General features: G+C 41.4%; 18 protein-coding genes and 1 pseudogene. 2 read left to right on the top strand and 17 right to left on the bottom strand.

The window, feature by feature from the left end:
* Window positions 1-37 precede the first annotated feature (37 nt).
* The 10 genes from PQ511_RS07740 to PQ511_RS07695 all read right to left on the bottom strand — a co-directional run bounded on the left by PQ511_RS07740 (window position 38) and on the right by PQ511_RS07695 (window position 14,438).
* Entirely contained in the window at window positions 38-2,047 is a 2,010-nt protein-coding gene (locus PQ511_RS07740; protein WP_273851326.1) for a beta-galactosidase, read from the bottom strand.
* A gap of 68 nt (window positions 2,048-2,115) precedes the next feature.
* Entirely contained in the window at window positions 2,116-3,648 is a 1,533-nt protein-coding gene (gene galT, locus PQ511_RS07735) for a UDP-glucose--hexose-1-phosphate uridylyltransferase (RefSeq protein ID WP_273851325.1), read from the bottom strand.
* Window positions 3,649-3,673: 25 nt separating this feature from the next.
* On the bottom strand, window positions 3,674-4,852 hold the full coding sequence (locus tag PQ511_RS07730) for a galactokinase (RefSeq protein WP_273851324.1): 1,179 nt from the start codon (window positions 4,850-4,852) through the stop codon (window positions 3,674-3,676).
* 19 nt (window positions 4,853-4,871) lie between these two features.
* Window positions 4,872-5,861: a LacI family DNA-binding transcriptional regulator gene (locus PQ511_RS07725; protein WP_273851323.1), complete on the bottom strand. Its 990-nt coding sequence runs from the start codon at window positions 5,859-5,861 to the stop codon at window positions 4,872-4,874.
* Between the two features lie 16 nt (window positions 5,862-5,877).
* Window positions 5,878-8,076, bottom strand: a complete 2,199-nt coding sequence (locus PQ511_RS07720) for an alpha-galactosidase (protein ID WP_273851322.1) — start codon at window positions 8,074-8,076, stop codon at window positions 5,878-5,880.
* Between the two features lie 13 nt (window positions 8,077-8,089).
* On the bottom strand, window positions 8,090-9,808 hold the full coding sequence (locus PQ511_RS07715) for a glycoside hydrolase family 35 protein (protein WP_273851321.1): 1,719 nt from the start codon (window positions 9,806-9,808) through the stop codon (window positions 8,090-8,092).
* 12 nt (window positions 9,809-9,820) lie between these two features.
* A complete protein-coding gene (locus tag PQ511_RS07710; RefSeq protein ID WP_273851553.1) occupies window positions 9,821-10,612 on the bottom strand; it encodes a carbohydrate ABC transporter permease in 792 nt (263 codons plus the stop codon).
* Between the two features lie 107 nt (window positions 10,613-10,719).
* Window positions 10,720-11,571: a carbohydrate ABC transporter permease gene (locus PQ511_RS07705; protein ID WP_098445132.1), complete on the bottom strand. Its 852-nt coding sequence runs from the start codon at window positions 11,569-11,571 to the stop codon at window positions 10,720-10,722.
* A 61-nt stretch (window positions 11,572-11,632) separates the two neighbouring features.
* On the bottom strand, window positions 11,633-12,913 hold the full coding sequence (locus PQ511_RS07700; RefSeq protein ID WP_273851320.1) for an ABC transporter substrate-binding protein: 1,281 nt from the start codon (window positions 12,911-12,913) through the stop codon (window positions 11,633-11,635).
* Between the two features lie 235 nt (window positions 12,914-13,148).
* On the bottom strand, window positions 13,149-14,438 hold the full coding sequence (locus PQ511_RS07695; protein WP_273851319.1) for an ABC transporter substrate-binding protein: 1,290 nt from the start codon (window positions 14,436-14,438) through the stop codon (window positions 13,149-13,151).
* A gap of 341 nt (window positions 14,439-14,779) precedes the next feature.
* Between PQ511_RS07695 and PQ511_RS07690 the strand changes: the two genes are divergently transcribed.
* Window positions 14,780-16,204, top strand: coding sequence for an MBOAT family O-acyltransferase (locus PQ511_RS07690; protein WP_273851318.1), 1,425 nt, complete (start codon window positions 14,780-14,782; stop codon window positions 16,202-16,204).
* Between the two features lie 21 nt (window positions 16,205-16,225).
* Complete coding sequence (locus PQ511_RS07685; RefSeq protein WP_273851317.1) at window positions 16,226-17,449, top strand: DHHW family protein; 1,224 nt, start codon at window positions 16,226-16,228, stop codon at window positions 17,447-17,449.
* Window positions 17,450-17,561: 112 nt separating this feature from the next.
* Here the strand turns inward: PQ511_RS07685 and PQ511_RS07680 are convergent, their stop codons facing one another.
* The 7 genes and pseudogenes from PQ511_RS07680 to tagD form a co-directional block, all read right to left on the bottom strand.
* A complete protein-coding gene (locus PQ511_RS07680) occupies window positions 17,562-18,119 on the bottom strand; it encodes a class I SAM-dependent methyltransferase (protein WP_273851316.1) in 558 nt (185 codons plus the stop codon).
* Window positions 18,120-18,269: 150 nt separating this feature from the next.
* A complete protein-coding gene (galE, locus tag PQ511_RS07675) occupies window positions 18,270-19,313 on the bottom strand; it encodes a UDP-glucose 4-epimerase GalE (protein ID WP_273851315.1) in 1,044 nt (347 codons plus the stop codon).
* Window positions 19,314-19,509: 196 nt separating this feature from the next.
* A pseudogene (gene tagH, locus PQ511_RS07670) lies at window positions 19,510-20,295 on the bottom strand (teichoic acids export ABC transporter ATP-binding subunit TagH); the annotation flags it as partial.
* Window positions 20,296-20,310: 15 nt separating this feature from the next.
* Window positions 20,311-21,114, bottom strand: coding sequence for an ABC transporter permease (locus tag PQ511_RS07665; RefSeq protein ID WP_273851314.1), 804 nt, complete (start codon window positions 21,112-21,114; stop codon window positions 20,311-20,313).
* Window positions 21,115-21,116: 2 nt separating this feature from the next.
* Window positions 21,117-22,319, bottom strand: a complete 1,203-nt coding sequence (locus tag PQ511_RS07660) for a CDP-glycerol glycerophosphotransferase family protein (RefSeq protein ID WP_420541669.1) — start codon at window positions 22,317-22,319, stop codon at window positions 21,117-21,119.
* A gap of 118 nt (window positions 22,320-22,437) precedes the next feature.
* Window positions 22,438-24,597: a bifunctional glycosyltransferase/CDP-glycerol:glycerophosphate glycerophosphotransferase gene (locus PQ511_RS07655; RefSeq protein ID WP_273851551.1), complete on the bottom strand. Its 2,160-nt coding sequence runs from the start codon at window positions 24,595-24,597 to the stop codon at window positions 22,438-22,440.
* A gap of 37 nt (window positions 24,598-24,634) precedes the next feature.
* Entirely contained in the window at window positions 24,635-25,030 is a 396-nt protein-coding gene (tagD, locus tag PQ511_RS07650) for a glycerol-3-phosphate cytidylyltransferase (protein ID WP_224596785.1), read from the bottom strand.
* Between the last annotated feature and the right edge of the window lie 52 nt (window positions 25,031-25,082).

The raw sequence follows: 25,082 nt of genomic DNA, 5'->3' as shown, positions 1-25,082 counted from the left end.
TGAATCGTCGAATACGATCGATATTTCCCGGAAAATACTAGTTAAGCTTCAGCACATAGGAACCAAGCGGCGCCACTGTCATTTCTCCTCGATATTCCTCGTGTGAAACCGCATCAACCCACGTACCCTCTGGAAGTGTTACCGTTCCGTCAATATCCGTCGAGTGATTTACAACGGATAAGAAAATTGTTCCATCTTTTCCGGTACGCGTAACAGCTTCCACGTTCTCACTTGAACGAATCGTCGTTATATCCGTTTCTTGGAAAACTTCTGCATACAAAGCATCCATCATCTCTTCTTCAAGAGCCGACCCAATGTAGTACACCGTACCTTTTCCATACTGGTTTTTCGTAATGGCCGCGGTTTTTTCATAGAAACAGCCGCGATATTCCGCAAGCACTTCTGCTGTTGTTGGCTCAACGAGATCGCACCAAATGGAAGCGACAGAGTTCACACCATTAAGCGCTCCCTGTACGCCTTGAACCTCATTGTTTTGACCAAGTTGAAGCGATTCATACTCATTGATTTCAACACCCGCGAGCTCACGTAGTGCGCCTGGAAGCGTATCTTCTACGACAAAATTGTTCTGTTCTTTCACTCCTGCGCGATAAGAAAGAATCACGGTTCCACCTTGTTCCGCAAAGCGTGAGATTTTCTCATTAACTGCTGGATCGGTTAGGAAATAAACCGGTACAACAAGCACTTTATATCCGTCAAGGTTGCTATCTTTTGTTACGATGTCCGTCATCGCATTCATGCGATGGGCAGGACTGTAGAAACGCAGGAACTCTTGCTTGTATTCAAACGCATTACTTTGTGGCTGTATGCCCCACGCCCAGGCGTTTTCAACATCATAATAAACCGCTACATCCGCCCGATATTTTGATGCAATCCACTCATCTCCAAACACGCTTAAGGAATCGATCACTTCTTTTACTTCATTGTATTTGCGCTTTGGTTTTCCATCATGATCAAGAACACCGTGACAAAATTCTTCCGTTCCAAAACGAGCGGCACGCCAGCGGAAGTACACAATCGCTTCAGCACCGCGAGCAATCGCCTGATACGTCCAAAGCTTAATATGACCCGGACGTGGCAAGTAACCAATACGGCTCCAACCTTGCGCTCCTGAAAGCTCTTCCATCACCCAGAAACCCTTCCCGTCCTTAGAAGAACGACACAAATCATGCTGATGCGCAATTGCAGCTGGCACAATGGGCTCAGGTAAGCCGCCCCACACCGGGTAGTTATCGAATGAAATAAAATCAAGTTCCTTCGACATATCCCACTGATTGATTGCCTGATCGGTGTACACAAAGTTATGCGTAATCCATTGATCAGAGCGAATATTCTTTCGAAGAAGATCGGTTTGAAGCTTATTGTAAGAAGTATACGCATCCGCACAGAATCGATCAAAATCGAGAAGCAAGCTTGGATTATGTTCCTGGAACACTTTACGTGGCACAGGAATTTGAGACCAATTTGTATACGTTTGACTCCAGAAGACGGTACCCCAAGCTTCATTTAACGCATCTAGCGTTTTATATTTTTCCTGGAGCCATACGTGAAACGCCTGCTGATCGACATCGCCATAGCTACGATCCGATTTTTCATGACCATATTCATTGTCTACTTGCCAACCGATAATTCCTTCATGCTGACCGTAGCGCTTCGCCATTTCTTCTACAATCTTCGCTGAAAACTGACGGTACACTTCGCTGTTTACTGTATAGTGACGTCTTGCTCCAAAGGAGATAACCGTTCCATTCGGATCGACAGGTAAAATTTCAGGGTATTTTTTACACATCCAAGCAGGTGGTGTTGCTGTTGGTGTTCCAAGCACCACTTTGATTCCGTTCTTCGTCATCAACTCAATCGCTTCATCATAAAGCGCGAAATCATACGTCCCTTCCTCAGGCTCCATCAGCTGCCATCCAAATTCAGCGATGCGCACAACATTCACACCAAGTTCTTTCATTAATCGCACGTCTTCACTCCAGCGCTCTTTCGGCCACTGTTCCGGGTAATAGTCGACACCTACATACATTATGTTAGCTCCTTTAGCCTTTTTGTATTTGCTAATTTGAAAAGAAGCTCGCCAGAATCGGCAAGCTCTTATTGATTTAAATGAGTGTTCAGAGCGTTTGTAAATCGGTCAAACGCTTTCTGTCCTGATGCGGTTCGTTTAAAGACACCAGCATGGCTTAAAATGTCAGAGAAGATTAATCCGACTTCATCCCGCAACCTATCCTGTACATTTGCTGAGTTCAGATCTGAATATTTTTCAAGAAGTGATTCTGCCCAAACAACATGCTTGCTAATTCGCTCATCACGTTCGATTTGTTCTAATGGTTTTTCACCGATTAGTGATTCACCAAGCAAGTGAAGCTCTTCTTGTAACCGACCTGGCAGCACTGCCAGTCCCATTACTTCAATTAAGCCGATGTTTTCTTTCTTAATATGATGCACTTCCGCATGAGGGTGAAATAATCCCATTGGGTGCTCTTCTGTCGTACGATTGTTTCGTAGCACGAGATCAAGTTCATAGAAGTCGCCATTCCGACGAGCGATCGGTGTGATCGTGTTATGCGGCTCATCGCCCGTAAACGCTAGAACCTCAGCACGCTCATCGCTATATCCCTTCCAAAACTGAAGTATGGCATCGGCAAGTTTACCAAGCTCTTCGCGATCGATGCTTTGAAGACGTAAGACCGACATCGGCCATTTTACAACGCCGGCAGTGACATTCGGATAAGCTGACAAGACAACTGAACGTTCCACTTCCGCTTTGGCCATCGGGAAGTCATGCTTTCCTCCTTGAAAATGATCATGACTCAAAATCGAACCGCCAACGATTGGCAAGTCTGCATTTGAGCCGATAAAGTAATGAGGAAACTTCCCAACAAATTCAAGCAGGCGATCAAACGTGCCGCGCGAAATTTTCATTGGCTCATGCTCACCATATAAAATAATCGCATGTTCGTTGTAATAAACGTAGGGAGAATACTGCAAATACCACTGTTTCTCTTCTAATGTGACAGGAATCATCCGAAGGTTTTGTCGCGCTGGATGATTGATTCGTCCTGCGTACCCAACGTTTTCTTTACAAAGCAAGCATTCAGGATAGCCGCTTGACTTCATCGTTTTCGCAGCGGCTATGGCTTTCGGATCCTTCTCTGGTTTGGAAAGATTAATCGTGATTTCCAACTCACCGTATTCCGTTTTCGTTAGCCAATCCTCATTTTTCGCAATGCGATCCGTACGAATGTAGTGTACGTCTTTTGAATACTGATAAAAGTTAGCCGTTGCCGTTTCAGGGCCACCCTGTTCATAAGTCGTTTCAAACTTCTCAATCACACCTGATGGCCTTTCCGTTAAACATCCCATGATTTTCGTATCCAACAAATCACGATAAGTGACCGTATTTTCAACAAGTCTCCCATTTTCATAGGCCCAACCTAAAATTTGATTCAGAATCGTAACAGGGCTGTCAGGGATATTCGAAGGAACATCACTTGAATCGATCTCTTCAAGCTGAAGCACGTCAAGCATTTGATTTCGCGCGTACCATAAATCCCACTCATGAATAAGCTGCTTATTCAATCCATATTGGAGGAGACGGTTAATCTCTTGGTCTATGCTTCTCATGGTTTCTCTCCACTCCTCTCCAGATTTATAGCGCTTCTGAAAGTTGGTTGATTTCTCTTGCTCCTGCACCTATTTCTACAACGTAAAATTCAGGTGTTAAACCCGTTTTCTCTTTATAAGTTTTCGCCACATTTGTTTGGAACGAATTCAAAAATTGATTTTCTACTATGCTAATTGTACAGCCGCCAAATCCTGCTCCTGTCATACGCGAGCCGATGACACCTTCTTCTGCCCAGGCAGCTTCAACTAAAGCATCAAGCTCAAGACCCGTTACTTCATAATCATCTCGTAAGGAAACGTGCGACTCATTCATTAAATGACCAAATCCGTCAATCTCGCCCGCTTTTAATCGTTTCGCCGCTTCAATCGTGCGAACGTTTTCATAAACCGCATGCTTTGCCCGTTTCTGATCAATCGGATTTGTGATGTGCTGCTTATTTGCTTCAAACATTTCTACCGTCAGATCACCTAGTGACTCAATCTGTAGGTGCTCTTGAAGCTGGCTCAGGGCACGTTCACATTCAGAACGTCGCTCATTGTATTTTGAATCTGCTAACCCTCTTCGTTTGTTCGTATTTGCAATGACTAGTGAAGCGTGTTCAAGAACTACCGGACTATAGCTATATTCTAGTGTGTTGCAATCAAGAAGAACTGCCGCTTCTTCTTTCCCCATTCCAATTGCAAATTGGTCCATAATTCCACAGTTTACACCAACAAACTCATTTTCCGCACGCTGGCTCATTTTTACCATATCAATCATCTCAAGAGAAAGGTCATTTAATTCATTCAATAGGACGGCCGTCGCTAACTCGATGGATGCCGAAGAAGATAATCCGGCTCCATTTGGAATATTGCCGTAGTAAAGCACGTCAAAGCCGCTTATAGCATAACCTGCTTGCTTTACAATCGATACGACGCCTTTTGGATAGTTTGCCCAGTCATGCTCAGCATCGTAAACGAGCTGATCCGCTTGAACCGTCATAATTCCTTTCTCTTTAAAGTTCATGGAATAAAAACGAATGAGTGAATCCTCACGTTTTCTAGCGACCGCATAGGTCCCAATGCTAAGTGAGCATGGAAATACGTGGCCTCCATTATAATCTGTATGTTCGCCAATTAAATTGACACGCCCTGGCGAGAAGAAACTTCTTATCTCGCCACTGTCTCCGAACACCTTTCGAAAATGTGCGTATAGGGATTTCATTTTTTTCACCCGGCCTCGTTTATTTGCTGCTTTTCCGCAGCTTTAATTTCGTCGACATTGTTACTTTTTTAGCTACTTTTCTTCTCAGGAGACGCTCCATTAAGAGTCCAACTGCGGTTTCACCCATTAATTCGGTGTACACTTTAACCGTACTTAAAGCGGGATAAACGTATTTTGAAACGCTAATGTCGTTTACGCCAATTAAACTAACGCGCTCTGGGACAGCTACCCCATTTTCATGCAGGGCTCGAAGGCAACCAATCGCCATCGTGTCATTCCCAACAAAGAAGGCGGTTGGGAGCTCGTCACCAAGCTCGTCAATGGCACGCTTCATAAGGGAATAGCCGTCATCAACCGTAAATGATCCCGTATAGACGTAAGCTTCATGATTTTTGTCGCACTCTGTCATATAGCGTTTGAACGTAAGCTCACGTTCATCCACAATTTCAGCGCTAGCGTCACGAAACGTTTCTCTTCCGCCAATATAGCCAATTCGCTCATGACCTCTACTTGTAAAATAATCGAGTACTTTTTTTGTCGCCTTCTCAAAATCAACGACCACCGCATCGTAGCGTTCGTTATCTGGATCATAGTCTACAAAAACGATATTTGGCGTTACTTTATTTAATGAAGCAATTTCATCACTACTAAACTTACCAACCGCGATCATACCCTGTATGTTTTCTTTTTCTAATTCATCATAGTTATCTTTAAAAATTTTCACGAGTTCAAGTCGCTCTTCCTGACAGCGCTGCTCAACTCCGAGTCGAATCGACATATAATACAGGTCGTTCAATTCTTCCTTTTCTGTATACCAGTGAATGATTGCGATTTTCGGTGTAAGCGACTTCTTTCCGCGCTTCTTACTGTATGAAAGTTCTTCTGCCACTTCAAAAATTCGTTTTTTCGTATCATCTGATACTGATAACGTTTCATCGTAATTGAGGACGCGTGAAACGGTTGAAGTGGAACATTTCACTTTTTGTGCGATGTCCTTAATCGTTGCCATGGCCATCATCCTTTTTTTATTCTGCTTTTAAGTAAAACACTTTCGATTGAAAGTCACCACCACGCTCCGCTTGCTCGCCGTTCGCCCCGTTAAATTCAATTGGAAGCGGCAGACCGTGCAACATCAGTTCATCTCCGAAATAAACCTCTCCATCAACATCGTAAACCCGATCTGTTGCTAACCCTCTCACCTTCAAAAATTGATTCGTACGTGGGTTTGGCGTGCTGGATGCTTTATACCAGCCGACAAGTGCTTCTTTTTGATCGGCTGACACGATCATCCAAGCCGTTTCATTGCTTTCAAACGGACTCTGCAGTCGGATAAATTCCCCATCACGAACAAGATGACGAAACGACTGATATCGTTTAATTTGCTCTTTCACAATTTCTTTTTCGTCAGCTGAAAGGCTAGAAGGATCTAGCTCATACCCAAACGTCCCAAAGTATGCCACATCTGCTCTCATGGAAAGAGGTGTTTCTCGAAGCGTTTGATGATTCGGAACGGCTGAGACATGAGAACCCATACTATAAATCGGATATGCCATAGAGGTACCGTACTGGATTTTCAACCGCTCAACTGCATCTGTATCATCACTTGCCCACGCTTGTGGTGCATAGTAGAGAAGAGCCGGATCAAAACGACCACCGCCGCCAGCGCACGATTCAAACAATACATTTGGAAACTCTGATGTTAAGCGCTCATAAAGATCATAGACCCCTAGAATGTAGCGATGGAAAAATTCACCCTGGTGCTCTAAACCTGCAGAGTAGGCCTCCGTAATGTTTCGATTCATATCCCACTTGATATAATCCAGGTTTGTCGCCTCAATGATCGCCTTCATTCGATCAAAAATATAGTCAACCACTTCCGCTCGAGTATAATCAAGCACTCGCTGATTGCGTCCTAACGTAACGTGTTCACCAGGAATACCTACTGCCCATTCCGGGTGCTCTCTGAATAAATTGCTATCAGGACTAATCATTTCTGGCTCAAACCACAATCCAAATTGAAGTCCGGTGCTCTTCACTTTTTCAGCAAGCGACGCGATGCCATCCGGAAGCTTTTCTAAATCCACTGTCCAGTCCCCGAGCGAAGACCGGTCATTATTCCGTTTACCAAACCACCCATCATCTAGAACGAATAGTTCCACCCCAAGTTCTTTCGCATCCTTTGCAAAGTGAACCAACTTCTCTTCATTAAAATCAAAATAAGTCGCTTCCCAGTTATTAATCAGGACAGGACGATCTTTGGTTTTCCACTGCTCGCGAATCAGCTGATGGCGATACAGGCAATGGAACGTCTGGCTCATCCCATTCATCCCTTGATCTGAATAAACCATGATCGCTTCTGGGGTTTGGAATGTTTCGCCCGGACTAAGTTTCCACTGAAAACCCAATGGATGAATCCCGAGTTGTACGCGCGTGACACCGTAGTGATCGACTTCTGCTTGCGCAAGAAAATTCCCACTGTATACGAACTGAAAACCAAGCACTTCTCCCGTATGCTCAGTCGCATCTTGCGCTTTTAAAGCAAGAAACGGGTTATGGTGATGAGAACTTGCTCCTCGTATGCTCGAAATCGACTGAATTCCCTGCTCTAACTTTCTCGTCTTCACATGACGTTCACGTGCCCATGTACCTGAGAGGTGCACCATTTCCATATCAGCTTGAGGCAAATCAACCGACAGCGACATCATTCGATCAATGGAAATTTCAACATCCGTTTTATTTATCAGACGAGCGTTGCGAGCGATTGCCGCTTCATTTTCAAAAATCGTATAGCTAAGCTCGAGCTCTACTTCCTGATAAGAATCTTCTAACACAATGAGGAGCGTCTCTGCTTCGCCTGTATTCGCATACGTTGCTGGCAAACCTTTTAAACGAGGCTTTCCCTTCACCACTTCATGTGATTTGTATACAAAGTTCGCAATCGGCTTCTGGCCCGATACCATTAAGGCAGGTTCTCTAAAATCGCCTTTTCCATAGCCAGGATACTCCTGTTGAAGCGTTTCAAGCGAAAAAGCTGCATCGTCCTCATACGTATGACAGCTAGCCGGTGTTGGGTTGTTTGTTCTCTGAAAATGACGATAATCGCGCGCACGAAGCGCTTTTCCGAAATACAAATGACCTAAATGCCCATTTTTTAATACATGAAAGATGTAGCTGATTTTTCCATTTGTTAGATGAAACTGCTGTTGATTAACGAGAATGCTCATGGCCATCGATCCTTTATCCGAGTTTAGGTTCGTTCATTAATGTAACGCTACTTGCCGTGTGTCCCTCTAATTCGAGAACAACGATTTCATTTTTACCTTCATGTAAGAGTGGTCCTGGTAAGTAGAGACGCTGCTGTGGTCCCATCGTCTGCCAGTAGCGACCAAGGTTAAATCCGTTAATATACACATTCCCTTTTGTAAATCCTTCCAAATCCACAAAGGTATCATAGCATTGATCGATCGTGAATGTGCCTTTGAAATACTTAGGATAACGCTCCCCTGCTGTATACGTCTTTGGAAGGCGATCTCCTTCAATCTTAGTCATCTCCCAGTCAAACCAATATTGATTGTTTAACCAGAGGTTCTGCACAATTCCTTTTTGATCAGAAAGATGCTTGCCATAATTCACTCGGCCCAGGTTTTCAACAAAAATTTCAAATGTATTTGCCTCGTCTCGGAAAGGAATCATGACCGATTTTGTCTCATCGTTTACAGAAACTGTTGCTTCATGCTTACCGTTTACATAAATAAAAGCTCTGTCACGAATGGCCGTTGTATCAAGCTCTAACGTCCCCGTCTCATGAATCGTCGTACGGTAAAGCGTATACCCGAAGTTCTGGTCAAGCTTTTCCATGCTAAGTGGTGTCACATACTCGACTTTTGTTCCTACATCCTGAAGGACGTCGAATAGGCTGACACTCTCTGTTAGCTGAACTTTGCCATAGCTCTTTATCTCTACTTTAGAAGCTTTTTCAGTTGAAACCTCCGTTACGCTTTTCAACACATCCGCCATGGCGAAATATTTGTCTGTGACATCTCCCCACTCTGTTAAAAGGGAATCATAGTCATAGCTCGTAATCGTTGGGGCATATTGCTCATAATGATTCGCCCCGTTATAGAAACCAAAGTTCGTTCCACCATGGAACATATAGAAATTAACCGATGCCCCCATGTCCATTAACTTCTGGAAAACCTCTGCTGCTTCCTTCGCATCACGCGTATGATGTTCACCGCTCCAATGATCAAACCAGCCAATCCAGAATTCTGCCACCATTTTCGGTGAATCAGGTTTCATCGCTTCAAGAGCCGCAAACGCTTCTTCTGGTCTTGAGCCAAAATTCAGGGTCGTTACCACATTTTCCATTGAACCTTGCTTAATGAAATCCGGGCCGTCTGAAGTGAAGTAAAACGTATCAATGCCGTGCTTCTCATATTGTTCTTTATGGAAAGAAAGGTAGTTCTGATCATTCCCATAAGCGCCATACTCATTTTCAATTTGAAACGCGATGACCGGTCCACCATTTTTTTGTAAAAATGGCTTCAGTCGCGGAAGAAGTTCATTGAAATAATCTTCTACGTGGTTTAGAAAAGCAGGATGACTACAGCGAAGTGCCATATCATCCTGTTTTAGTAACCATGAAGGGAGACCCCCCATTTCCCACTCTGCGCAAATATAAGGAGACGGCCTTAGAATGACGTAAAGTCCGATTTCTTGTGCTTCAGCTATGAACCGCTCCACGTCAGCCATTCCTTCAAAATGAAACTGACCTTTCTTCGGTTCATGAAAGTTCCATGGAATATACGTTTCTACTGTATTCAACCCGAGGGCCTTCAGCTTTTGAAGGCGATCTCTCCAATACTCAGGGACAACCCTGAAATAATGGAGACCTCCTGACAGGATTTGAAACGGTTCGTCGTTTAGGTAAAATTGGTTCTTTCTCGCTTCTAGCATAACAGCCTCCTCCTATTTCAAGGCGCTTCCGAGCATACCTGAAATAAATTGTTTTTGCAGAGTTAAGAAGAATGCAATGATCGGAACAGTCGCTAACGTAACGCCCATCATCACTTGACCGTAGTCGATATAAGAGAGTCCCATTAAGCTAGATAGGGCAACAGGGAATGTGTACATGTCGTTCGTGTTCAACACAACGAGCGGCCACATGAAGTTGTTCCACTGCGTCATAAATAGGAAGATCGATGCAGCTGCTAGAGCTGGTCGCATCGACGGAATCACGATTGAGATAAAGATACGTGTTTCACTCGCACCGTCAAGACGCGCTGACTCCATCAATTCTGTTGGGAACGCCAGGAAGTTCTGTCTTAACAAGAAAATCGCAAACGGGAAACAAAGTTGCGGTGCAATAACCGCGAAGTACGTGTTTAATAGATTAAAGTCAGACATCATTTGGAACAACGGAATCAAAGTTGCCTGGTAAGGAATCATCATGGACAACAAGAAAGCGGTAAAGATGAATTTCTTCCCTTTAAAATTGTATTTTGCTAAAACGTATGCTGCGCTCGCACAAACGGCAAGAGCAATCACTACATAAAGTCCTGAGACGAAGAGTGAGTTAAACAGAACTCTGAAAATACCAATTGACTCATTTAGATTGGTTAAGTTCGTCATAAACTGATCGCCAGGTAAAAGCGTTGGCGGGTTCGTGAACATTTTACTAGAATCGTTCGTTGCCCCGATAAACATCCAATAGAACGGGAAGATCGAAACAACAAGGAAAATACCGAGAAGCGTATACATCCAAACAGCTTTTAGCTTATTCTTCTTTTTCTTCGGTTTCTTTTGTTGCCTTTCAGCAAGGGTGAGTTTATTTGTCGACTGTTCAATTACCTCTAGGTTCTTAGCCATTATTCATCACCTGCTATCTTGAATTGGATAATGGAGAGAATACCTACCATGACAACTACCGCGTAGGCAATGGCGGAAGCATAGCCAAAGTCAAAGTATTCGAATCCACTTTGATAAATATAAAGTCCAAGGGTCATCGTTGAATCAGCTGGTCCACCACCAGTTAAGTTGAACGGTTCATCGAAAAGTTGAAGCGTTCCGATTGTGGATAGAATACCTGCAAAAAGAATAACGGGTTTTAGTTGTGGAACGGTAATGTAGAAAAATTGCTTAAACTTATTCGCGCCATCTAGAGAAGCGGCTTCGTATAAATCTTCTGGAATGTTTTGAAGCGCAGCAAGGAAAATAACCATGTTATATCCCGTCCATCTCCACGTCATGGCAATAATGATTGAAGCTTTCGCCCAAAATGGATCAGATAGCCATGGAATCGCAGTGATTCCAATGTAGCTTAATGCCGTGTTAATAATTCCCTCTTCTTGCAGCATGATTGAAAATAAGATTGAGTATGCGACAAGTGACGTGACAGCCGGTAGGAAGAAAGAAACGCGGAAAAATCCTTTTAGCTTTAACAGCTGGTTGTTCAACACATTGGCTAGTACCATTGCAAGAATGATCATAACTGGGACTTGAACAACAAAGATAATGAATGTGTTTTGCATTGCCGTCCAGAAAATATCATCGTTCCAGAGGCGCGTATAGTTCTTCAATCCTGCAAAAACGTATTCTCCACCCACTCGTTCCTGAAAACTGAGAACGAACGACGCGATAATCGGATAGACGGTAAATGCTAGGAAAAGCAGAATGGCCGGAGCTGCGAATAAATACGGAAAACGTTTCGCTCGATTCATGAATATCCCACCTTAGCATGACAGGGGTTGATATGAATCAACCCCTGATGATTTCTGTAGCTTATTGAATACGGTTTTTCAGACGATCTTCTGAAGCTTTTAACGCTTCTTCAATGGCTTTGCCATTTGCGATTTCAGACTGTGCTTTTACAGCTTCATCTTTCGCTACTGCGTAGTCTCCTGTGTAGTTAACAGAAGGAATGCTATCCATTTCATCAGCAAGTAGACTCCAGATCGGCTGATTGCTAAAGAATTCAACTTCTTTTGTGAAAGCTTCGTTATCGTAAATCGTGTTCAATGATGGGAACAAGCCGCCTTCCATTGCTGATAATTGAACATCTTTATTTGTTGAGAAGAATTCCATAAAGTCATATGCTAGATCAGCATTGTTACTCGCACTAGGAATCATGTAGTTACTTCCACCTAGGTTCGATGCGCGATTTCCACCCTCTTCAAATGCCGGAAGCTCAATTAATCCCCATTTACCTGAAGTATCTTTGCCTTGTTGTGTAATGGAACCGTATAACCATGCACCAGATGGAGCTGTTGCCACATCACCGCTAGTCATTGCACTGATCCACGCGTCCCAACCGACAGTTTCTTTGACAAGACCTTCTTCGTTAAGCGTCTGTTGGACTTCCATTGCCTTCTTTGATTCTTCAGAAGTAAGCGCTACGTTCTTCTCATCATCAAAGTAGAATGTTCCCTGCTGATTCAACATCATGCGGTAAAGACCATCATCGCCATTAAGATCCAAACCGATCATCGCTTTATCTGTTTTTTCCTTAATGGTTTTACCAGCTTGGATGTAGTCATCCCATGTTTTGATATCTTCAGCATTTACGCCAGCTTCTTCAAAAATATCGGTACGATAGAAAACGCCAGTTGGTCCACCATCAAACGGAAAGCCGTACATGGCGCCATCTTTTGAAACAAGCTCTGTCTTATAAGATGGGAAGCTATCTTTCATTTCATCAAAGCCTTTATCGGAAACGTTTACAAAAGCGTCCGGAAAAGCACTCATATACCCTTGAACGCGATCATCTTCTACAAGAACGATATCGGGTAAACCTTTACCTCCTGCTTGAAGACCCGTTGTTAGTTTCGAGTAAACATCATCCGTACCCATTTCAACAACTTCAAGTTCAAAGTCTGGGTTTTCTTCTTTAAATTTCTCGGCCGCTTTTTCAAGCACCGGTACGTTAATATTCCAAGCCCAAGCTGTTACTTTGTTGCTATCACCTGATCCTTCACTATCACTTCCGCCATTCCCACACGCCGCAAGAAACAGACTTAACACAAGGATCATACTTATACTAACTAGACCCGTTACCTTCTTCATCGACTACCCCTCCAATTAATTACTGAAAACTTTCAAAATTCATAATGAAAGCGTCTACACTTATTAGAATAGTCGAATAGGTAAACAGAGTCAAGTAAATGTTTACTAAAATTTTACTAGTTTATTTACTTGCCAATTAATGGTGGTCGTAACGAAGAAGAAAGTGTCCATCGGTGACGGACACTTTCTCGTTTTTGTCTTTATGAGGGGTCAGGTTCGAACCTGACCCCAACCATTATTGAATGCGATTCTTCAATCGATCAGCCGCTGCTTTATACGCCTCTTCAATCGATTTCTTATCATTCATCACTTCAGATTGCGCTTTAATGGACTCATCGCTTGCAAGCGCATAGTTCCCTGTATAGTTCACAGATGGAATATCATTCATTTCACTCGCAAATAGCTCCCAGATCGGCTGGTTGTTAAAGAATTCCACATCTTTCGTGAAAGCTTCACTTTCATAAATCGTGTTCAACGTTGGGAACAAGCCATTGTCCATAGCGGTTAACTGAACGTCTTCACTTGTTGTAAAGAATTCCATGAAATCATAAGCCATATCCTGGTTTTTACTCGCACTTGTAATCACGTAGTTACTACCACCAAGGTTGGCTGCACGGTTACCGTCTTCTTCAAATGCCGGAAGCTTAAACACACCCCAGTTACCTTCTGTATCTTTCGCCTGTTGTGTAATTGACCCACTTAACCATGCACCAGACGGAGCTGTTGCCACATCGCCTTGCGCCATGGCACTAATCCAGGCATCCCAGCCCACTGTATCTTTCACTAGGCCTGCTTCTTTCATCATTTTCACTTTCTCTGCTGCCATTTTTGATTCTTCAGAAGTGAAGTTCACGTTCTTTTCATCATCAAAATAGAATGTCCCTTGCTGCGTCATCATCATCCGATAAAGACCGTCATCACCGTTCAAATCAAGTCCAAGCATTGCTTTTCCTGTCGCTTCTTTGATTTTTTTACCCGCGTCAATAAAGTCATCCCATGTCTTGATGTCGTCGGGATTCACACCAGCTTCTTCAAAATAATCAGTGCGGTAAAAAACGCCTGTCGGTCCACCATCAAATGGGAAGCCATACATCGCTCCGTCTTTTGACAGAAGATCGGTTTTATAAGTAGGAAAGCTCTCTTTGCTATCATCAAATCCCTTATCCGACACGTTTACAAATGCATCAGGGAATGTTTCCATATACCCCTGGATTCGATCATCCTCAACAAGAACGATATCCGGCAATCCTTTTCCTCCAGCTTGGAGACCAGTCGTTAATTTTGAATAAACGTCTTCACGACCAAGTTCCACAACTTCTAGTTCAAAATCCGGGTTTTCTTCTTTAAACTTCTCGGCTGCTTCTTTAAGAACTGGAACGTTAATGTTCCACGCCCATGCTGTAACCTTCTTTCCGCCGCTCTCTCCATCGCCTGACCCTTCACTCGAGCTACTATTACTAGAACAAGCACCGAGAACTAACATAAGAATCAATAAAATACTTACTCGACCCATTACCTTCCTCACCTTAACCCCTCCTGTTTGTTTACTAAACAATACCGAAAAAGAAAATGAAAGCGTATTCATATTTTTAGATTAAGGTACAAAGGCCTAATAGTCAAGTAAATATTTACTGATAATTTTACTTTAAGATTCCCTCTAATTTCCTTCTATTGATCTTCTCCCCCTTCTACGTAGGCTCACCTATTTTTGCATAAAAAAATTAGAAAAGAGTTCAATCTTTTATTTTAACTGCAATTCTTTTCAAATCATTTTAATTTTTTGTAAATTTTTCAAATCAAACTATTTACCTAAGATATAAATGCTATAGTTATTAAGAGAATTATTATTAAAGTTGGAGGATCTATATGGTATTTAGTAATCTTGTTTTCTTATTCGCATTTCTCCCAATCGTCTTATTTTCTTACTTTTTTGCAAGGAAAAGCTTTCGCAATATCGTACTGCTCATTGCAAGTCTTGTTTTCTATGCATGGGGCGAGCCACAATATGTCTTTCTTATGCTTTTCTCAATCGTAATGAACTATGGTTTTGGTAGAGGAATTGATTACTTTCAAAATCAGTTGCGACTGAAAAAATTTCTACTAACTTTATCGATACTCGGTAACATTGCGATACTCGGTTACTTCAAATACGGGGGGTTCTTTTTATCTAACGTCAACACCTTCTTAGGAACAAGTTTTGAACTCGGAGAACTCCCGCTTCCAATTGGAATCTCATTTTTCACATTCCAGGCGATGAGCTATGTCATTGACATTTACCGAAAAGACGCGCCCGTTCAGAAAAACATTTTTTCGCTTGCATTGTATATTGCTCTTTTCCCTCAACTTGTTGCGGGGCCAATTGTTCGATACAACACCGTTGATCAACAAATTCACTCACGTACCATTACAGCTGATAAGGTACATGAGGGGATTAAGCGCTTTATTATTGGCCTTTCTAAAAAAGTGCTATTGGCAAATAGTTTTGCCATTGTAGCAGACCAAGCATTCAATACTCCAGCTGGAGAAATGAGTGTGATGATGGCCTGGATTGGTGTGATTGCCTACACCCTACAAATCTATTTCGATTTCTCTGGTTACAGTGACATGGCGATTGGTCTCGGGAAAATGTTTGGCTTTGATTTTCTTGAAAACTTTCGATACCCCTACATATCAAAGAGCATTTCAGAATTCTGGAGAAGATGGCATATCTCTCTTGGAACATGGTTTAAAGATTACGTCTACATTCCATTAGGAGGTAATCGTCATGGAAAGCTTATTCAGGTTCGCAACCTTTTAATTGTTTGGACAATTACTGGATTTTGGCATGGAGCAAGTTGGACATTTATGGCATGGGGGTTTTATTACGGGGCGATTATTGTTATTGAAAGCCTCGGTTTTGGCAAGTGGTTAAGTCGGCAATGGTCACCGCTTCAACACATTTATGTTTTATTCCTTGTTATGATCGGTTGGGTCTTTTTCCGTGCCGACAACTTTACCTATTCCTTTGATTACTTACAAACTATGTTTGGCCTGAATCAGGTTGCTTTTGTAGATTCAATGTTCCTGCTGCAGTGGAATGACAATTGGGTATTATTCTTAGCTGGCGTCATTTTTAGTACACCTTTCCTTGCAAATATCGGAAAAATTTTCAATAGAATAGCGATTAAAGTAAGGGGAGTTCAGTTTGTCACTCTTTTCTCTGAACCTGCAATCTATATGACATTAGTCATTTTTGCTATGATTCGCCTTGTTAATTCTAGTTATAACCCATTTATTTATTTTAGATTTTAATGTCTATAAAGGAGCTTTGTAATGATTCAGCGACTTGAAAAAGCGAGGAAATGGATCCTCATCATTTCATTCTTTGCATTTATATTTTCCGTTTTCTTCTATCTCACCGTTTCCGCAGACATCGAAGTATCTGATGTTGAAAAAAGAGAACTTGCTCAAAATCCCGATCTTTCGATTGAAAACGTTTCAAGCGGAGAATACATGGACGAATTCGAATCTTATTTTCTCGATCAATTTCCAGGTCGAAACATCTGGCTAAAATCGTATCTTCAATATCAGCAAATGACGAACAAAACCTATATTTTTGACTATTACGTATCCGACTCGAATTGGATTATTCCTAAACCAAGTTATAGTAAGCCTTCTAGCCATATTGATGATGCTGTTAATAACTTAAATGAATTCGCAGCAACGATGAAGGATGAAGGAAAAGAAGTTTATTTTGCTTCGCTACCTCATAAAGTCAATACGATCGACATTCTCCCTTCTTACATTGAAGAAGGGACTGGTTTAGAAAAGAAAGATTATTTCTTCTCATTATTTGATCAAGAAAACATTCCGATGGTCGATGTTGGGAAAGAATTTAAAGAAGAATATACGGATCAGCAATTGAAAGAGCGGTACTTTAAAACAGACCATCACTGGAACATGTTTGGTGCTTTTGAAGGCTATCAAAAAGTGGCTGCACTTCTCTCTAAGAATTCACAGTACTATTCGAAAATGAACGAGGACGAGAGCGACTATGAATTAACGTGCCAAAACGACAAACAATTTATCGGAAGCTATAACAATCAACTTTATTTAACGGTTGATGCAACAGGAGAAAAAATCTGTCATATGTTGCCGAAAGATAACCTGTTTGATGACTATTCAATTACCTGGAATGGGAAAGAGCGAAATTTTAAACAAGTCTATGGGACAGACATATTCAGAGATAATAATCCAATTGATTTTGGCGGCCTTTATATGAATAACACAGCCGAAATTACAATTGAAAATCCAGCAGTAAAAACAGAAAGTCGCCTGCTGATTTTAAAAGACTCTTACGCAAATCCAATCGCGTTTCACATTGCTCAACATTTTTCCAATACGACTGTTTATGATATCCGCTATAACGATGATCAGATTCTAACAGATTATATGGCAGATAAAAATTTTGATGTTGTGCTTTTCCTTTACAATGATGCCATGCTCCAAGGTGAATCGTTTCGCTTTTCGACGCCAATGAAAGAAGAAACAGAGTAACCCTTAAAGTCAAAAGGCAAAAAGCCATCTCTCCATTATAGTGAGAGATGGCTTTTTAGTTTTCACTACGAGAACAACCGTCTTTCTTAGGGGTCAGGTTCGAACCTGACCCCTACAGTGTTGCTGTCACACCATAAACCGACTCATGAAAATGATGCACCTCTGGCTTAAGACCATTCTCTTCAAAAATCTCCTTCATCTTCTGAGAAGAAATGCGCTCATGGAGGGGAGGGCCCATCTCCATTTCAATGGCTTCCCATTCAAGCACTAGTAACTGCTGTCCCGGTTTAATGATTCGCTTAAATTCACCAAAAGCTTTCTTCAGATCAGGCACTTCATGAATGACAAAAGCCGCAACTGCTTTGTCCGCTACATGATCCGCCAGGTGAATTTGTTCAAGACTACTAACAATGTAATCAATATTCCCTAATTCTATCGCGCGGTTCTTAAGAAGATCCAACATCTGCTTTTCAATATCAACCGCGTAGACGTGCTCAGCCACTTCCGCTAATGGCAACGTAAAGTACCCATTCCCTGCACCAAAATCAGCTACATGATCAGTCATCGTGACATCAAGATGAGCAATAACTTGTTCAGGTGAGATGATTTCCTTTCGCTTCGGGTCTAGCAATCGATCTGCCTTCCCCGGTTTAAAACGTTTACCTGCCATCTTAAAACCTCCATAATCAATTACGTAGTTTATATAAATACCACTATAGGTATTATAACAAGAATGCCTCACCTATACATAAAAGCCCGCTCTATTAAAGAGCGAGCTTTACAATGTTCTTTTTATAGGGACAGTTGTTTGTGAACGGGGTCAGGTTCGAACCTGACCCCCTTGACGACTTCCTTCTTTATACCCGTCTGGGTTCTCCGACTGCCAGCGCCATGTATCGCGACACATTTCTTCAATGCCTTTTTCTGCTTTCCAACCAAGCTCTGTTTCTGCCTTTGTTGGATCAGCATAGCACTCCCCAATATCACCTGGACGCCGCGGTGCAATGGAATACTTCACTTCTTTCCCGGTTGCTTCTTCAAAAGCTTTCACCATTTGAAGGACACTATAGCCATTGCCTGTCCCGAGGTTATACGCTTCAACACCTGTCGTACCAAGAATATGCTCTAGAGCTTTTAAATGACCATTTGCTAGATCCTCGACATGAATGTAATCACGTACACCTGTACCGTCAGCCGTGTTATAGTCATTACCAAACACGCTAAGCTGCTCAAGTTTCCCAACGGCTACCTGACTAATATACGGCATCAAATTATTCGGAATACCATTCGGGTCTTCTCCGATTCGTCCGCTAACATGAGCACCAATTGGATTGAAATAGCGGAGAAGGGCAATACTCCAATTTGAATCAGCCACATAAAGGTCACGAAGAATCTGTTCAATCATAAGCTTTGTTTGGCCATAAGGATTCGTCGCGCTTAGCGGCGCCTCCTCAGTAATCGGCATCACGTCTGGCATACCATATACAGTAGCTGATGAACTAAAGACAATATTCCTTACATTGTACTTCTCCATCACTTCGCAAAGAACGAACGTGCCCGTTAAGTTATTATGGTAATAATGAAGTGGCATAGAAACTGATTCACCAACGGCCTTTAAGCCTGCAAAATGAATGACCGCTTCAATTTCATTTGCTTCAAATACCATTTCTAAAGAAGATCGATCAAGCAGATCCACTTCATAAATCGGAAAATCCCGCTTAGTTAACTCTTTCACACGATCAAGCGATTCCATTTTACTATTCGAAAAGTTATCCACGACAACAATATCAGAACCGTGATTAAGTAATTGGACACACGTATGACTTCCAATATATCCAGCACCGCCTGTTACTAAAATAGCCATTCTATCTCCCCCACTTCTTATAATGTCACCAAAAAATTCCTTCTCATCATATCACATTCATTCCCATGAATTCATCGCAAATAATGAAAGAATCGCTCTCGATGAGAGCGATTCTGCTATAGAAGGAAGCAAATCATCTAAACAACAGTTTGGATTTCTTTCGTTTTCCTTTATCTTCTGAATCAGCAGCTAAAAGGCCTTCCTGCTTCTTCATACCTTCTTCTTTAAAACGACGCTTTTCTTCCTTCGACCACGATTTGTATTCCTTAATAAAAGCTTCATACTTTGGCATGATGTCTTTCATTGCGCCATACTCACGGATCGTGCCATGTTCAAGCCAAATCGCCTTATTACAAAACTTCTTCATCTGTCCATTCGAATGACTAACAAAGAAGATTGTTTTTCCTCGTTCTTTAAACTCTTCCATTTTCACTAAACACTTATCCGCAAAGGTCTTGTCCCCGACCGACAGTGCCTCATCCACAATCAATACATCAGGATCGACACTAATGGAAATTGAAAATCCAAGTCGAGATTTCATACCACTTGAATATTTCTTAACAGGCATATCAATAAATTTGCCGATATCTGCAAATTCAATGATATCAGGCTTCATTTTTTCAATAACATCTTTTTTATACCCCATCATCAGAAGCTTCAACTCGATGTTTTCACGACCCGTCAACTCTTTGTTTAATCCGGCCGAAACCGCAATAAGAGAGACATCGCCCTTCACATCAATTTCTCCACTCGTAGGTGGGGTAATGTTGGCAACAAGATTAGAAAACGTTGATTTACCTGATCCGTTAACACCAATAATACCCACAACGTCGCCTTCCCTAGCTTCAAAGGTTAAGTCACGAATCGCGTAAAAATCTTCGCCATAACCTCCAGGAAGAAGGATGTCCTTCAGCTTATCGGAATTCTGCCTATGCATTTTATATTTTTTCGTAATCCCATTTAATTTAACTGAATAGCTCATAAACGACAGTCCTTATTAAATATAGTCTACGAAATGACTTTTGAACTTCATATGCAGGTAGGAACCAATCATCAATAAGAGAACAACAACAACCCAATAATAGAGAGTGTATTGAAGCGTTTGATGAACCCATCCCATGCCGAGAAGTGCATCTCTGTAGCCTTCCACTATATAGTATAGCGGATTAAGTTTCATTCCAATCTGGATAAATCCAGGTAAATCATCAATTGTCCAAAGGATTGGAGTTAAATAAAGAAACATCCGTATAAACGACTGAAGCATTTTGTGCACATCTCTTACAATCGTTGATAACGTCGACGTGATAAGAGAAATCGCAAAGATTAATATGATTAATGCAAACATGTAATAGGGCAGCTGAATCAAGTGCCAGGAGAGTCCCTGACCTGTTATTAACACGGCTGCAAAATAAATTCCGAGAAGAATCAAATGCTGATAAAAAACGGACATGATTACATAACTCGGAATGGTACTCATCGGGAAATTCATTTTTGAGACCATGGATATCCTTGTATAGATCGACTTTGATCCTTGTATAACAGCTGGATTAAAGAAGAACCAGACAACAAGTCCAGCAGACATCCATAGCACAAACGGAACGCCATCCACAGGGTTACCGTTACGGATCCCAAATCCAAACACAAACCAGTAAATACTCATTTGGAATAAAGGATTTAAGATTTCCCATACCATCCCAAGGTAGTTGTTGCTATTTGTACTTTTTACTTGGTAAACCGAGAGCCGGTTAATTAAGTAAAAGTTGCTAACCTGTTCTTTTAAAACTGCCATCATCGAATTCATGCTTATTTTGCCTCACTAACAAAAATTTGGTCAACAACCTTTTTGGTAGCAGATCCTCCTTCGAGGTAACAATACGTGTCGTAAAAATCGTTATACTTTTCCTCGAATGCGCCAAAACCTTCCTTCTCAAACGTTTGAATGGCTTCTAACACTTCTGCGGTTGTTGTCACTACAGGGCCTGGCGCTTCAACTTCTAAATCAAAGTAGAAGCCACGCAATTTGTCTCGGTATGATGCGAGATCATAGGTAAAGAAAATAATCGGTCTTCTCAAATTCGCATAATCGAAAAAGACAGATGAATAGTCCGTGATCAATACATCTGACATCAAGTACAAATCGTTCACATCCACACCTACGGATAAATCATACACAAATCCCTCGTAAGGAGAAAGATCAAATTGCTCAGCAATCAAGTAATGCATTCTTAATACAATAACATAATCATCACCGAGTTCGCGCCGTAACAAATTTAAATCTAGTTTTAGTTCATGCTTGTATTTGCCTGGTTGATAAAATTCATCATCTCGCCATGTTGGAGCATAAAGGACAACTTTTTTATTTGTTGGGATATGATACTCCGTTTTTAATGACGTCATTCGCTCTTGATCATTTTCAAGATGAAGGCGATCATTACGAGGATAGCCGGATTCGATCATCTTTTTCTTAAAGCCAAACGCTCGCTCAAAAATTTCTGTTGAGTAGCGATTTGGCGAAATCAAGTAATCCCATTTCGCCGCTTCCTTATAAAAATGATCTTTATAGGAGAGCGTATTTGTGCCAGGCATATGCACTTCCGCCATATCTCCCGCAAGCTTTTTCAAAGGTGTTCCGTGCCACGTTTGGACATAAACAGTGTGAGACGGTTTTGGAATCCAAAGCGACATCCGACTATTCGTTATCCAATAACGGGCCCGTGCCATTAAATAAAACCATCTTAGCGAAAAACGTCTTACAGTAGGTATACCCCTTTCCCTAAAAAATTCGGCATGCGCTTCTTCTACGCTCCAAATCATTTCAAGATCATACTCGTGCTCCACAAGATATTCGTAGATTGCTCTTGGATTACAGCTATATTGCTTGCCAGAAAAGCTCTCAAAAATCACAAGACGCTTGTTGGCCGGAAACCGCCCCAGCATAACAAAAAGAAGTCGACTGAACGCCTTCATCAATGGATAAATTTTCAACATCTTTAATAGCTTTTTCATGAAATGGACACCTTACTCCCGACAAATAATAAATTCGTTTATAAAGCTTGATTACTTTGAAAAAACAGGATAGTGCCATATCGCCTTTATCAGCGGCAGTACCCTGTTTCTTTAAAGTCTACAGTTCACTTTGTTCGGGTTCAAAAACCCTGTTAATGACTTTCTTCGCTGCTTTCCCATCATCAAGATGGCAATATTTATCATAAAACGCATCAAATTTACTTTCGTATTCGATCGTAATTCTTTCTAAGTTTTGGATTGCATCAAGTACACCATCGGATGTTTTTAATAAGGGACCAGGTGCTTCATGTTCAAAATCCATATAAAAGCCGCGAAGCGAATCGCGATATTTTTCGATGTCATAAGTGAAGAAAAGAATCGGACGACGCAGGTTTGCAAAATCAAAGAAAACGGATGAGTAATCGGTAATTAATACATCTGACAGCAAATAAAGCTCAGCAATATCGCCATAGTCAGAAAGGTTATACACAAAGTCGCTCATACCTGTCGTATCAATGTGTTCAGCTACTAGATAGTGCATGCGTAAAGCAATCACATACTCATTCCCGAGCTTCTCCTGCATTTTTCTTAAATCAAGCTTTAAATCAAACTTATACTGGCCTTTGCCATGAAATTCATCATCACGCCACGTTGGCGCATAAAGAATCACTTTCTTATCTGCCGGTATGCCTAATTTCACTTTGATTTCTTGCTGACGTTTGCTTTTCTCTTCTTCTTCTAAATACAGAATATCGTTTCTTGGATAGCCAACGTCGAGTATTTCTTTACCAAACTTGAACGCTCTTCTAAATATTTCCGTTGAATAATCGTTCGGCGAAACAAGATAATCCCATTTTTGTGCTTCTCTGTAGAAGTTACGCTTATATCTTTCAGTTGTAGTACCTGGCATTCGAACTTCTTTCATGTCAGCGGCAAGCTTTTTCAGTGGCGTACCGTGCCAGGTTTGCAAATAGACCGTTTCTGGACGTTTAATTGCGAAGTTTGGCATTCTGGCATTCGACACCCAGTATTTCGCCGTAGCTAAATGATAGTAATACGCCGGGCTTAAGCGACGAACCTGCTTTGGATCACCTGGGATGTCTTTTTTCTGTTTGTCATATACCCACAAATACTGATATTTTTTATCACTCTTTAACAGCTCTTCATAAATATAACGTGGGCTATCGGAATAACCTTTTCCGCCAAAGCTTTCAAGAAGGACTTTTCTTTCTTTTATCGGCATTTTCACAAGTACGGTTCGATAGAGCTGACTCATGAGTAAATGTTTCTTTCTTAATGCTCTTCTCCACTGTCTTAAGCGAACGCGAAATTTCATTGACTTTAGAACGGCTTCTTTCTTCCCTTTTTGCAAAAGGCGATGCTCTCTACGCTCAACTAAATTTCTTCGCTTTATTCTTCCTGGGGCCACGAGGGCAAGACAGTTTTTTAAAGCGGTAAAATGATCAAACAACACAGATGATTCTTTCGTCGCTTTATTTGTAATGCTTTTTGAGTAATAGTTCAACAAAAGCAAGTCCAAATAACGGCTAATGCTTTTTGTATCTCCGTAAGATAGCTTCATTTTGTGATAAATATAAAAGAGATCAGGAAGCTTTTCCTCGACCGAATGCAACATCAACGTAGGATGATCAATCGGATCGTAACATTCCCCTTTTAAGTAAGTGGGAATCCCTGAAATCATCGGGATCTCTTCCGTATTCACAATAGCCGGAATAGAGAAAGATAAATCCGTGTAAAACGACGCTTCTTCATCAAAACGCAGCTGATGAATATCGATAAAGTCTTTTCGAATCAATAAGTTCGTCGCACTTCTACGTCGCAGCGCTTTAATCTTTCGACCGCCTCTTAATCTCCGTAATTGGTAGGAATCTTCTCCAATTTCTAACGGGATTTCAATTTTACCAGCTTTAAAAATGGAAGCGCCAATCAGGTGATCTTCTCCAATATTGCTAAAGAGAAGTTCAAGCGTATACGGGGCCAGGTAATCGTCACCGTCCATAAAATAGATAAACTCATTTGATGCATGATCAATCCCCATATTGCGTGCTCTTGAGACACCAACATTCGTGTCTAAATGATAGCTAACGAGTCTCGGGTCATGATAACGCTGAATTATTTCTTTACTACGATCTGTCGAGGCATCATTAATCAAGATAATTTCAAAACCTTGATAAGACTGCTCTAGTAAAGAATCCAGGCATTTTTCAATATAATCTTCTTTATTATAAACGGTTAAAACTACGCTAATTTGTCCCATCACAATTCCTAGCACCCCAACTATTTATTCTCACTGCTCAGCCGTTAGATACAAGCAGTTCTTTCTTGATTTTTGTTGTTGAAATTCCTGCTGTACGAGGGAGATAAACCACTTCACAATGGTCTTTTAAGAAGTCAAATTTCCCTTCCCAGTCATCACCCATAACGAAAATGTCAACATTGTTATTTTTCACATCATCCACTTTTTGTTCCCAATGCTCTTCCGGAATGACTTCATCAACATAGCGAATCGCTTCAAGAATCATTTTGCGATTTTCATAGCTATGGTATGCTTTTTTATTTTTAATTTCATTAAATTCATCCGTTGAAATGGCTACAATTAAATAGTCGCCAAGATCCTTTGCTCTCTTCAATAAATTGATATGTCCCCAATGCAATAAATCAAACGTACCGTAAGTCAAAACCTTCTTCATTTCGACCCCTCCAGTTATTAGTGTTTAATAGTTTCTTCACGAGACACGAATT

Origin of the sequence: Guptibacillus spartinae (assembly GCF_028610625.1) — a bacterium.
GTDB classification, from domain to species: Bacteria; Bacillota; Bacilli; order Bacillales; family Guptibacillaceae; genus Guptibacillus; species Guptibacillus spartinae.
The sequence above is the reverse complement of the archived record's forward strand: the minus strand, read 5'-3'. Positions and strand labels throughout refer to the sequence as shown.